The organism is Trichocoleus sp. ST-U1 (assembly GCF_039961835.1).
GTDB lineage: Bacteria > Cyanobacteriota > Cyanobacteriia > Cyanobacteriales > FACHB-T130 > FACHB-T130.
Map to the genome: position 1 here is coordinate 20,856 of NZ_JAMPJZ010000007.1, position 12,438 is coordinate 33,293.

Consider the following 12,438-nt stretch of genomic DNA (forward strand, 5'->3'; position numbering starts at 1 on the left):
CTGTGAAGTCAAGTGGGAGTAGTATGGCGATCGCTAAATTCCAATTTTCAGGAGCGATCGCCATACTACTGTTTCTTCACAGAGATTACTCTTTCCCTCGGCAGGTCAAATTGAGCCAACCTACTTGTGGTAAAACAGATACTTTGGCAAAATCTATCTCTCCAGAAAATTGGTTGTTTGTAGCCAACATCATCAGCACTTATCTCAGTGCCAAGGGCAGGATTTCAAACTTTCCTTAGCCTAAATAGCGCCACCCTAAAGATATTCAGTTGATGTTAACAAACCCTGATAATTAATTCTAAGTATAAATTAAGCTGGGATGAAGTTGCCGTAAATTCACGCAATCTTCATAAACCATCCTGGTACTAAGAAATCGCTATCTCTGTAGATATACTGAGAGCGGCAAAATGTGGGCTAATACTTGTCGGCAACCACCCTCTATCTTGGGAGGGCGAACCCTGCTGCGGGGCTACCTTAAAGTCAGACAGGGAGACCCCACCCCGTCTACAGCAGGGTGGTTTCATACAATCCTTAGAAAATTTCGAGGCATTGCGACATTTTGTAGGGATATGGCAATCAAAAAGCCCCTACCGCCAACCAAAATCAACGTTACAGAATTTTCTTTTAATAAATGAAACCACCCTGCTACCGCTCCCCGTCCACAGCTACCGTGTATATACAAGTCTTCTTGAACTTGCAAGTCCCGTTTTGATCCCCCAACCCCTGCTAAATTGGGGGGCAATCAATTTACATCAACTTTGCCTTTAAAGTCACGCTGAATCCGAGACTGAAGACTCGATAAACTGTAATAAACCGACTTGTTGCATCCGCTCTTTGAGCCAGTTATTAAACATTTCGTCAATCAATCGACGGCGCATTTGTTCATCTAGCTGTGCTGGCAAGAACTTTTCAAGTCGAACGATTGCATACCACTCTTCCAGACGAGTAGGAGGCCATAACTGTCCCGGCTGACTAATGGATAGCATTTTTGCGATCGCTGGATGCAAAGCACTCAAACTTACCGGGCCAATGACTCCCCCAGTGTGAGCTTCTGTTCCTTGGGAATATTCTCTAGCTAACTCTGCGAAAGATTGCTCTCCTTCCTGAATTCTAAAGTAGACTTCCTGGGCAATTCCCATATCTTTGGTACGAATTAAGGAACACACTACCTGGTCGAGACTCGCTTTGCGAGCGATAAAATAAGACTCGACCTTTGAACTCCAAGTAGCCATCTTAAACTTCTCTAGCAGCAAGGGTCGTACAGCTAAGTCTTCCAGTTGTTCTAAGGTCATGCCTTGGGATACCGCCCAAGCTTTTCGCGTTTCTGGGGAGGTGAGTTGGTGTTGCGCGGCAAACTGCTCTACAGCCAATTGACGCTCTATATCTGTGCAAGAATAGAGCGCGATCGCTTCGTCAATAATAATCCCTTGCAAAAACTGGGGCAGCAACTGATAACGGCTCAACAAAGACGGAATCTCATGTGCCTGAATTACCTGGCTGCCAACTTGAAAAATTTCCGCCATCTCAAACGCAGCTACCCGCCTAGGTTTTCCCCGATTGCATGAGTCACTCGGATTGGTTCTTAACTCTTTGCTACTGACCAAATCTTATAGCAGATTCGGTCGTTATCTTTACAGAAGTGTGGATTGAACTAGAGAATTGCCAGATGACGCAACTATTGTTTTGGCTGAAATCAACAGAGCAATTGGGATGATTTAACAGCGGGTAAAGATGAAATAATTTCCTAAGTTAAGCGATCGCGCAACGCCATCCTCCGCAACTTGCACTTCAATTAGACCGAATTTGCAAGCAAAGTGGGTGTTATCTATCAGGATGCAGGGCACATCTTGGTTGAACATTTTGGTGTGGAGGAACACGCGATCTGCCTCAACATGGATAGTCAGCGTATCTAGATATGACATGTAGCTGCCCGCATAAGATGCCCAAGCCGAGAAATCCGGCACAAACGAAGCATCGAGTTCGATGCGTTCGCAGGGTGAAGAGTTGACCATAATATACCGTGTCGGTTCTGTTGCTTCGAGGATAAAACCGACAGGAATTTTATCTTGGCTATCTGGCTTTTGTGCAAAATAAAGGTCTTTTTTGAGCGCCTGTAAAGGCATTACCTGCTCGTTTAATTCAAGCATCAGCTGACCATCCACCACCTGAATCTTGAGCAAACCCGTCTGAGGTCCCAAATATAATCCTGTATACTGCGACCATAACGCGGTATCGGGCGCGATCGCTTGCGGCTTCGGTGCCTGCTTTGGCAGATTCAGGAGTTCGTCAAAGATTCGGTTGACGATTTTGTAAGCAGCAAAGTCAGGGGCACGACGGTTGAACACCAGCGAAACTGCAACATCAGCCTCCGGAACCATGAGGAACCAGCTACCAAAGCTGCTAATTGCACCATTGTGTCCAATTCGACGTATCCCCTTGTAGGGATCAACCATGAAAGTCAGTCCATATCCCGCCCCTTCCGCCGTATACCAGTCTGCATGAAGTGTTTGCATTTGGGCAACCGACTGGGGTGAGAGGATCTGGCGATCGCGAAAACAACCCTCGTTCATGTGCATCATCGCAAAGTTTGCCAAATCCAGCACCGTGGAAATGATAAATCCCGCCGGATAGCCAGCTGTATTATCAGCAAAACGGCGATCCACCCTTAACGTCCCATCCTCATTTTGGTCGTGCGATTGAGCAATCGGATAAGTCATCGCCACCGTCGGATCGAATGTCGTGCGTTGCATCTCCAAAGGGTCGAAAACTAACTCTTGCATCAGTTGTGTAAAGGGCTTACCGCTGACAGCCTCAGCAATATAACCAACCACCATAATGCCGGGATTGCTATAGGAATACAGCTTGCCGGGAGGTGCAATAATCGGGTACTTCGGGATCTGGTCTCGGACGTAAGCCTCAAGTCCCTCTGGATCGCGCCGACCATAGTTTTGGGCATCCGTAGGGAGTCCAGATGTATGCGTCATCAGCATCCGTAGGGTGATGCGTTCAGCAGCTCCCTCCTCGCTGAGGGCGAACCAATCAATGTAATCTTTAATGGGCCGATCGAGGTCAAGCTTGCCCGTTTCAACCAGCCGCATCACCGCAGTACCAGTGAGCGGCTTGGTGACAGAACCAATCCGAAACAGAGTTTGCGGCGTCACGGGGATTGAGCCATCTTCCACGCTAGTGACACCAAAACCCCTGGCATAGATGACTTCCCGATTTTGGACAACCGAAAGCGCCACGCCTGGGATAGCGGAGGCTTTCATCTGTTCTTCAATTTGCTGTTCTAATTGATAAAAGTTAAGCATTGGTCTCTACATCCAGAATTTTTGTAATTAACGGATTTCATCGGATATTGTGCATCCCGCTAACAATCCGGGTAACAGCGAGGGGGCTTCCGTGTCCCTAACGGTTACGCAGACTAAACCCGCCTTGTCTACCGTAATCATTCGGTTCGTTCCCCCAAATCCATTACAGTTTAAAGAGATAACTAAAATCCGATCCTTAAGCTTATAGGGAAATCTGGAATGCATTTGAGTGAAATTACTCATCCCAACCAGTTGCACGGTCTATCAATTCGTCAACTTCAGCAAATTGCCCGTCAAATTCGGGAAAAGCATCTCCAAACTGTAGCCACCAGCGGCGGTCATTTGGGACCGGGATTGGGGGTCGTAGAACTGACAATCGCTTTGTATCAAACGCTAGACTTAGACCGCGATAAAGTGACCTGGGATGTTGGGCACCAAGCCTATCCGCACAAGCTGCTCACCGGGCGGTATCACCGCTTCCACACACTGCGCCAAAAAGATGGCATCGCCGGTTATCTCAAGCGATGTGAAAGTAAATTCGATCACTTTGGCGCTGGTCATGCTTCCACCAGTATTTCATCGGCTTTGGGTATGGCGATGGCGCGAGACCTCAAAGGTGAGAACTTCAAAGTCGTGGCAGTGATTGGCGATGGGGCACTCACTGGCGGCATGGCGTTGGAAGCAATTAACCATGCCGGACACTTGCCCAAAACTAACCTGCTAGTGGTGCTGAACGATAACGAAATGTCAATTTCGCCCAACGTCGGCGCGATTCCTCGCTATCTGAACAAAATGCGTCTCAGTCCGCCGATGCAGTTTATTACAGATAATCTGGAGGAGCAATTTAAGCATATTCCCTTTGTGGGTGAATCCCTGACCCCAGAACTGGAACGGGTGAAAGAAGGGATGAAGCGTCTGGCAGTTCCTAAGGTAGGGGCGGTATTTGAAGAACTCGGCTTTACTTATATGGGACCAGTGGATGGTCACAATTTAGAGGAACTGATTGCCACCTTTAAGCAAGCACACAAGATGCAGGGGCCAGTCCTGGTTCACGTAGCAACAGTGAAAGGGAAAGGCTACGAAATAGCGGAGAAAGACCAAGTCGGCTACCACGCACAATCCCCCTTTAACCTCGCAACTGGGAAAGCGGTTCCTTCCAGCAAACCCAAACCTCCTTCTTATGCCAAGGTGTTTTCCCACACGCTGGTCAAACTCGCTGAGAATAATCCCAAAATTATCGGCATCACAGCAGCAATGGCGACTGGCACGGGTTTAGACAAACTCGCCAGCAAACTGCCCAAGCAATACATTGATGTCGGCATTGCCGAACAACACGCGGTTACTTTAGCCGCCGGTTTGGCTTGTGAAGAGATGCGACCCGTTGTCGCGATTTACTCTACTTTTCTGCAACGCGGCTACGACCAAATCGTTCACGATGTCTGCATTCAAAAATTACCCGTCTTTTTCTGTCTTGACCGCGCCGGGATTGTCGGTGCTGATGGTCCCACGCACCAAGGGATGTACGATATCGCTTATTTGCGCTGTCTCCCGAACATGGTGCTGATGGCACCCAAAGATGAAGCTGAATTGCAGCAGATGATCGTCACTGGTGTTAACTACACCGATGGTCCGATTGCCATGCGCTATCCTCGCGGCAATGGCTACGGGGTGCCCCTGATGGAAGAAGGCTGGGAAGAACTACCCATTGGCAAAGCAGAAATTTTGCGCCAAGGCGATGATGTTTTGATCCTGGGTTATGGCTCGATGGTATATCCCGCCATGCAGGCAGCGGAGATTTTGAGCGAGCATGGGATTGAAGCGACTGTTGTGAATGGCCGTTTTGCTAAGCCGCTGGATACTGAGTTAATTTTGCCTCTGGCTCAGCAGATTGGTCGGGTGGTGACGCTGGAAGAAGGCTGCATCATCGGCGGCTTTGGTTCGGCTGTGGCAGAAAGTCTGCTGGATCATAATCTGATGGTGCCGATTACGCGGATTGGCGTGCCTGATGTATTAGTGGATCATGCTACGCCAGAACAGTCGATGGCGGAACTGGGTCTGACACCGGCTCAAATTGCCGAGCGAGTGAGGAAATCTTTTAGTCCTCAGCTGTCAGCAGTGATGAGTTAAAGGTAGGTTTTTTTAACGCAAAGGTACGCACAGGTAAGCGCGATCGCGCCGCTTCGCTAACGCAGAGGTACGCAATGATATCGGTTGCGCTTTGGGTGTAGTCTGAGCTTTCCTTGGTGTTCTTTTGCGTTAAGACAAAATCACCCTAAGTTTTCGGGAGAAAGCACGAGGTAAAAAAGCAGTTAGTCGGGTAAATATCGGCTAAGTTGTTAGAAACTATCATATTGATAACTAGCAACTCACCGCCGATATGTCTACCAAAACTCAAGTTTATCCGGTTATTTGGAATCAAGACCGCGTTTTGCTCATCGACCAGAACCGCCTGCCTACGGAGTACACGTTTGTTGAGATCAGCTGCTGCGAAGATATGGCGCAGGCGATTAAAACGATGATTGTCCGGGGGGCACCGGCGATTGGTGTTGCTGCTGCCTATGGGATGTACCTAGGGGCAAGGGAGATTCAGTCAGACAAGCGTGAGGAATTTTTGAGCAAGTTGGAACAAATTGCCGAGATGTTACGGCAAACTCGTCCAACTGCGGTTAATTTATTTTGGGCGATCGCGCGGATGTTGCGAACTGCCTATGAGTCGCTCGGAACGGTAGAAGAAATCAAATCTATTTTACTGACAACTGCTAAGGCGATTAATGCAGAAGACTTGCAAACTTGTCAGGCAATCGGCGATCACGGTTTAAAAGCTTTACCCTCCAAGCCCCATAAACTGGTTATTTTGACTCACTGCAACGCTGGAGCTTTGGCAACCGCTGGCTATGGCACCGCCTTGGGTGTTGTTCGTTCGGCGTGGCGAGATGGGCGTCTGGAGCGAGTCTATGCTGATGAAACTCGTCCCCGCTTGCAAGGTGCGAAGCTGACTTCTTGGGAATGCGTCCAAGAAGGCATTCCAGTTACGGTGATTACCGATAGTATGGCAGCTCACTGTATGAAACAGGGTTTAATTGATGCAGTCGTTGTCGGTGCTGACAGGATAGCCGCAAATGGTGACACTGCTAATAAAATTGGCACTTACAGTCTTGCACTGGTTGCCAAGGCTCACAATGTTCCTTTCTTTGTTGCCGCACCCCTCTCTACGATTGATTTTGAGTTGTCTTCTGGCAGCAAAATTCCGATTGAAGAGCGCCACGCTTCGGAAATCTACCAAGTTGGCGATACGCTTCTGACCCCTGCTGGCGTGGAGTTTTACAATCCAGCATTTGATGTCACTCCCGCTGAATTAATTTCAGCAGTGATTACCGAGTATGGCGCGATCGCTCCCAGTGAGTTAAAACAGTTTCAGACCAAACAATTGGTTTAGAAGGGCGCAACAATACAACAGAAAAATTAAAAGGAACGAACCTTGGGAAAGACCACAGCCGAAACCAAACAACATCTTTTTAAAACCGAACCAATCCGTAAATTTGCGGCGTCTACACAAACAGATTCACCGTCTCTTTACAATTGGCAAGATTCCCTCAAACAGCGAAGAAACATACTCTTTTTCGCAACGGGTGTAATAACGATAGGGAGTTTGGTATTGGTAGGTAATCCCATTGCTTTCGCACTCGGGTTTCCCCCTATGTTGAAATGTGGCCCAGTTAAGCAATCAACAGTGGAAGAAAATATTGAGTCAATTAACTTAGCTCAAGAAGCCCATTTTTCTGAAAAAAAGTCCTTTGCTAACGACTTTAATAAGTTAGGAATCCGCCTTCAAAAGCAGGGTGACGACTACGAATATTCAACCCGTGCCACTTCTTCGGCTGCCTTTAGTTACGGGATATCCCAAAGTAAAGGAAATAACAGTTACGTTGGGGCTGTGTTTGTAATACCAGCTACTGAGGCTAAATCTAAAGCTGCTAATCGAGAGACAACAGTAACGATTTTGTGCCAAGCGGATTCCCCTGGCGCAATCAAACCTGTAGAGCCAGCTTATCAAAATGGCGCAGTTGCATGCGGCTCCAACACCACAGAAATCTACCGTTATTCGCCTTAAGGCTAACTCGGAAGAAAGGTTAGATTGGGAATTGACACTTAAGCAATCCCAAATCTAACCTTTTCAGGAATTTCTCATTCTACCAGTGAATACTTATTAAAGCGGTAGTGGTGAATAGTAATGGTTAAGAGCGAAGGGAGGCGTTGTAATGATGCACAAAATACCAAATCGCACCAATGTGATTACTCAACTTCTTGGAGAAAGATAAGGTTTTACGAACTAAGCGCCCCACTCGTTGCCGTAAGGTGTTGTTGAACCGTTCGATATAGCTAGTTTTTCCCGTTTCTTTGCCGACTGCGCGATGCCGCTTTCGGGCGTAGTACCTGCTCATACGCCTCCCAAAAATCGGTGTAGCAAATCGCGCACTGGCGGTAAACAGCTGGTAAGGATTGCCAAAGCCCCTTTGCGCCTTGCCGAGAACGATCTCCAACGAATACGCCAACAATCTCACGGCTACCAGCATCAATGGCCAGCCAGATCCATTGTTTATTCGTTTTAGCGCCAACAAACGACCACATCTCGTCCAACTGAATTATCAGCCGACCCGGTTTTTTTGGGTGACTTCGACAGTTTTTGGAGTTTGATAAAACTTCTGATTGACGTACATTTGCAGCCAACGCTCAGAAACACCCGTTACCCGTGCAATTGCGGCAAGTGCAAGGCGTTCGAGCAACAACTTATCAATCAATTGACGAGTTGCCTCATCAATCGGTTGTCGGGTTGCATTCTCGACGAACTGTCGCCCACACTCCTGGCAACGGAATCGCGGTTTGCCGTAATGGGTACGTCCGTATTTGATGATTTGAGCTAATTGGCACTTGGGACAGTTCATTGCGCCGTTTGTAATGGTTGATGTCTCTTGAGTACCAGCCTACCATTACTATTCATGACTACCTAATTTTTACTAGCGAAATAAGTATTTAGAGGTTTTGGCTGACAAACTTCGATGCAGTCGAGTAGACTACAGACAATCCTGATAGAGACTGTGGACTCTAGAGTTACGGGTAGCGATAATGTCCTAACTCTGCGATCGATCGTCATGGTATGTCTAAGGTTGAAGTTCGGCGGCTGTTATGCTTCTACTGGCTGGGTGTGGCGAACCGGCAGGCAGAAGGCAGCATCTGCTATTCTGTTTTAACCTATCCTATATTTAATCGGCTGCTTGCTTGACAAGAGCGCCGGACTTATTGAGAAATTCATCATCAGAAGTCCAGGAATTTCCAATTGTTTTTAAAACCCTATCCAATTCGGCTTTCGTTTAAATGGCTAGGCAAGTAAGTCTGACTGACCGTCAACAACGTATTCTCTGGGCAACTGTCCGTCACTATATTGCGACGGCTGAGCCAGTCGGCTCAAAAGCTTTGGTAGACGAGTATAATCTGTGCGTCAGTCCAGCGACGATTCGCAATGCAATGGGCGTCTTAGAGAAAGCGGGGTTGCTCTATCAACCCCATACCTCGGCTGGGCGAGTTCCCTCTGACTCTGGCTATCGAATTTATGTCGATCAATTAATTAAGCCTTCTGAAGCCTTGGGGCGTCGGGTAGAGCAGTTATTCACAGACCGTTTGAACTTGGAACATCAGAGTTTCGAGACTGTGTTGCGGGGTGCAGCGCAAATTCTGGCAACGCTCAGCGGTTATATTACCCTGATCACGATGCCGCAGACTCGAACTAATCGTTTGCGGCATTTGCAACTGGTGCAGCTCGATCCGGGAAGGGTGATGCTGATTGTGGTGACGGATTCTTATGAGACGACTAGCGTCTTAATGGAGTTACCGCTCTCAGAATCGGAGGATGAGCAACCGGACGCAGAAATTGTAGATCGGGAGTTGCAAATTTTATCGAATTTTCTGAATAGCCACTTGCGGGGGCGATCGCTCAGTGAACTGGCAACTTTAGACTGGAGCGAACTAGACCGAGAATTTCAACGATATGTTGATTCTTTGCGAAATCTGCTCTCCGACTTGATCCGTCGCACTTCCCAACCTGCCACAACTCAAATTATGGTTCGTGGCGTCGCTGAAGTATTGCGTCAGCCAGAATTTTCCGAATTACAGCAAGTGCAGACGCTTATACACCTATTGGAAGAGGAACAAGACCAGTTGTGGCCTTTAATCTTTGAATGGCCTAGACCAGATGTCACGGCTATTTCAGATGTCACCTCTGGTTCGCGAGTGACGGTGCGGATTGGTTCGGAAAATCCTTTAGAACCGATGCGTACCTGTACGCTGATTTCTGCAACTTATCAGCAGGGTTCAGTACCTGTGGGAAGTGTAGGTGTTTTGGGGCCAACGCGGATGGTGTACGAAAATGCGATCGCACTCGTTGAAGCCGCCGCCGATTATCTCTCGGATGCTCTTACGCAACCTGCTTAATTTAGAAAATCGCTAATCGCTAATCGCGATTAGCGATTGGGTCGCCCACCACGAACCACGAACGATAAACATGGCTAATTGCGATTAGCTCTAATTTTTGCTTTTCATTCTTCACTGATATGGCTAGAAAAATTGGCTTTTGGTTGCTTTGGGCAGCATTTATTACCTATGCCTTTCTGTTAGCACCTCCTGAACAACCAGGCACATTTGAACTCATCAAAAATCTCTCCACAGGTCAATGGACAGGGATTAACCCCCTAGTCGTCACGCTATTCAATCTTCTGGGCATCGTACCGATGATTTACGCCTGTCTGATGCTCATTGATGGCAAACAGCAAAAGGTAGCAGCTTGGCCTTTTTCGGCGTTCTCTTTTGGAGTCGGAGCATTTGCTTTGTTGCCTTATTTAGCACTGCGAGAACCCAACCAGGAATTTCACGGAGAAAAGAATTTATTTCTAAAAATACTCGATTCCCGGTGGCTTGGTTTTTTGCTAACATTCGGCGCTGGGAGTTTGGTTGTATATGGCTTATTGGGCGGGAATTGGGCAGATTATATTCAGCAGTTCCAGACAAATCGCTTCGTTCATGTCATGAGTTTGGATTTCTGCCTGCTGTGGTTAATATTTCCCGCACTTCTGGGAGATGATATGGCGCGTCGGGGAATCAAGAATTCTACACTTTTTTGGATGGTCGTGTTGATTCCTTTGTTTGGGGCTTTAGCTTATCTTTGCCTGCGTCCTCCCTTACCAGAAACTAATGCCGAAGCTTTCTCCACGGAACGCCAACCCGCACAATCTAGAAATTAAAATTTGATGGAAATATGGCTAGAAAAACAGCACTTTGGTTATTATGGGCTGGATTTATCTCCTATGTTTTGCTGCTGGCACCGCCAATTACGCCAGACACGCTGAGGCTCATTAAAAATATATTGACGGGTCAGTGGACACAGGTCAACCCAATTATCCTTTCTATATTTTCCCTGATTGGCATCTGGATACTCATCTATAGCTGTCTTTTGTTCGTCGATGGGAGGATGCAAAAGATTCGTTTCTGGCCTTTTGCTTTGGGTTCAGCGGGAACGGGAGTGATTAGCCTAATACCTTATTTAGCATTGAGGGAACCGAATCAAGAGTTTTCCGGGCAAAAGGATACCTTGCTGAAAGTTTTTGATTCTCGCTGGACGGGTATTATCCTCAATTTCAGCACGCTTTTCTTGCTAGCATTTGGCTTGCTTGCGGGTGATTGGGCAGGGTTTATTCAACAATTCCAAAGCGATCGCTTTGTCAATGGCATGAGTTTGGCTTTTTGCCTGTTCTGTCTGTTGTTTCCGAGCGTTCTCGGCGATGATATGGTGCGTCGAGGGTTCAATATTCCCCCAGTTTTTTGGGCAGTATCGCTGGTTCCTCTACTGGGACCCCTTGCCTATCTCTGTATTCGTCCACCTTTACCAGACTCTGGTGCTGAACCGGCACCAGAGTCTGTTGCGAACACTACACGAGTGTGAACAATTTTCGAGGTTTTTAGGAAAGAACAAACCGCGGAGGTCGCAGAGGACGCGGAGGAAAGAAAGGAGAGGCTGTGGCTTTCTTTTGAATGCAAGTTGGTGTGACTTAAGACGGAGGTAAGTGCTGTTATCGGACTTTTAAAGTTAAATAATTGATGTATAAAGTTATGGGTCAAGATTATGGGCAGAAAAATTGCCTTGTTCTTGATATGGATTACATTTCTTGTCTATACCGTATGGTTAGATCCACTTGCTCAACCAGAGACGTTTTCGCTGGTTTGGAAGTTATTAACATTCCAGTTGGCAGATGTGAATGCAATTCTTGTGGCTATCTTCTGGCTCATGGGCGTTTGGCCTATGATTTATGCTTGTCTAATGTTTGCTGATGGCACAACGCAACCGTTTCGCTCATGGCCTTATTTCATTGGGGCAAATGGAACGGGTGTGATTTGCTTTATCCCCTATTTAATTTTCCGAAAATCAAATCAAGAATTTTCTGGACCGAAGGATAAATTACTAAAAATTCTAGATTCCCGTTGGACAGGAATTTTCCTACTGTTAACAACGATTGGCTTACTTGCCTACGCAATATTTGCTGGAGATTGGGGAGATTATATTCAACAGTTTAAAACTAGGGAATTCGTTCACCTCATCAGTTTGGATTTTTGTCTGATGTGCCTGGTGTTTCCATTAACGTCACTGTTTGACGATGATATGGCTCGTCGGGGCATAAAGGAGGCTCGAATTTTCTGGGCGGTGGCGCTAGTACCTTTATTTGGACCACTTGCTTATCTTTGCCTGCGTCCACCTTTGCCAGAATCAAGTGCTGACGTCAGCTTTCAAGCGTCTAATTTGACAGCTTAGCTTGCGAGTTGTGCCAGGAGAATGTGAAGAAAGGAGAAAATGAAAATATAGAGGGGTGCTGTAGCGTCTCTGGGAGGTGGAAAGCATGATTGCCACTTTTCCTGTATTTTCTTTTATAGCAATTCTCGTTTGGACGCAGTACCGTTTAACCCCACCCCTGCCCCTCCCCGCAAGCAGGAAGAGGTTCAATACTGTCCCCTCACCGAAAAGTGGAGAGAAGGGGTTGGGGGTGAGGCTAGGAGTGTGTTGCAACAATGTGAGAACTGCTATACA

At 47.2% G+C, this 12,438-nt stretch carries 11 protein-coding genes and 1 pseudogene; 9 read left to right on the top strand and 3 right to left on the bottom strand.

All coding sequences use genetic code 11. The annotated features are described in order from the left end of the window. Window positions 1-2: 2 nt before the first annotated feature. The gene (locus NDA06_RS04490; RefSeq protein ID WP_190426718.1) at window positions 3-239 is read left to right on the top strand and encodes a hypothetical protein; all 237 of its coding nucleotides are present in this window, start codon (window positions 3-5) and stop codon (window positions 237-239) included. A 531-nt stretch (window positions 240-770) separates the two neighbouring features. Here the strand turns inward: NDA06_RS04490 and NDA06_RS04495 are convergent. Both NDA06_RS04495 and NDA06_RS04500 read right to left on the bottom strand, forming a co-directional pair. Continuing rightward, a complete protein-coding gene (locus NDA06_RS04495; protein WP_190524616.1) occupies window positions 771-1,523 on the bottom strand; it encodes a peptidylprolyl isomerase in 753 nt (250 codons plus the stop codon). 192 nt (window positions 1,524-1,715) lie between these two features. Next, on the bottom strand, window positions 1,716-3,311 hold the full coding sequence (locus NDA06_RS04500; RefSeq protein ID WP_190986905.1) for a serine hydrolase domain-containing protein: 1,596 nt from the start codon (window positions 3,309-3,311) through the stop codon (window positions 1,716-1,718). Between the two features lie 219 nt (window positions 3,312-3,530). Between NDA06_RS04500 and dxs the strand changes: the two genes are divergently transcribed. The 3 genes from dxs (at window position 3,531) to NDA06_RS04515 (ending at window position 7,422) form a co-directional block, all read left to right on the top strand. After that, window positions 3,531-5,438: a 1-deoxy-D-xylulose-5-phosphate synthase gene (dxs, locus tag NDA06_RS04505; protein WP_190986904.1), complete on the top strand. Its 1,908-nt coding sequence runs from the start codon at window positions 3,531-3,533 to the stop codon at window positions 5,436-5,438. Between the two features lie 250 nt (window positions 5,439-5,688). Then, the gene (gene mtnA, locus NDA06_RS04510; RefSeq protein WP_190986903.1) at window positions 5,689-6,747 is read left to right on the top strand and encodes an S-methyl-5-thioribose-1-phosphate isomerase; all 1,059 of its coding nucleotides are present in this window, start codon (window positions 5,689-5,691) and stop codon (window positions 6,745-6,747) included. A 294-nt stretch (window positions 6,748-7,041) separates the two neighbouring features. Beyond that, window positions 7,042-7,422, top strand: a complete 381-nt coding sequence (locus NDA06_RS04515) for a type IV pilin-like G/H family protein (protein WP_190986902.1) — start codon at window positions 7,042-7,044, stop codon at window positions 7,420-7,422. A 124-nt stretch (window positions 7,423-7,546) separates the two neighbouring features. On the opposite strand, the pseudogene NDA06_RS04520 reads toward NDA06_RS04515, so the two are convergent. After that, window positions 7,547-8,254: pseudogene (locus NDA06_RS04520) on the bottom strand (IS1 family transposase). Window positions 8,255-8,368: 114 nt separating this feature from the next. Here NDA06_RS04520 and NDA06_RS04525 point away from each other — a divergent pair. The 5 genes from NDA06_RS04525 to NDA06_RS04545 all read left to right on the top strand — a co-directional run bounded on the left by NDA06_RS04525 (window position 8,369) and on the right by NDA06_RS04545 (window position 12,165). Next, window positions 8,369-8,560 carry a hypothetical protein gene (locus tag NDA06_RS04525; RefSeq protein ID WP_190410380.1) on the top strand — a complete coding sequence of 64 codons (192 nt, stop codon included), beginning with the start codon at window positions 8,369-8,371 and terminating at the stop codon, window positions 8,558-8,560. Between the two features lie 124 nt (window positions 8,561-8,684). After that, complete coding sequence (gene hrcA, locus NDA06_RS04530) at window positions 8,685-9,797, top strand: heat-inducible transcriptional repressor HrcA (RefSeq protein WP_190984837.1); 1,113 nt, start codon at window positions 8,685-8,687, stop codon at window positions 9,795-9,797. Between the two features lie 119 nt (window positions 9,798-9,916). Continuing rightward, window positions 9,917-10,603, top strand: coding sequence for a DUF2834 domain-containing protein (locus NDA06_RS04535; protein WP_190984836.1), 687 nt, complete (start codon window positions 9,917-9,919; stop codon window positions 10,601-10,603). 14 nt (window positions 10,604-10,617) lie between these two features. Beyond that, window positions 10,618-11,301: a hypothetical protein gene (locus tag NDA06_RS04540; protein WP_190410383.1), complete on the top strand. Its 684-nt coding sequence runs from the start codon at window positions 10,618-10,620 to the stop codon at window positions 11,299-11,301. Window positions 11,302-11,481: 180 nt separating this feature from the next. Then, window positions 11,482-12,165: a DUF2834 domain-containing protein gene (locus tag NDA06_RS04545; protein ID WP_190984835.1), complete on the top strand. Its 684-nt coding sequence runs from the start codon at window positions 11,482-11,484 to the stop codon at window positions 12,163-12,165. The last annotated feature ends 273 nt before the right edge of the window (window positions 12,166-12,438 follow it).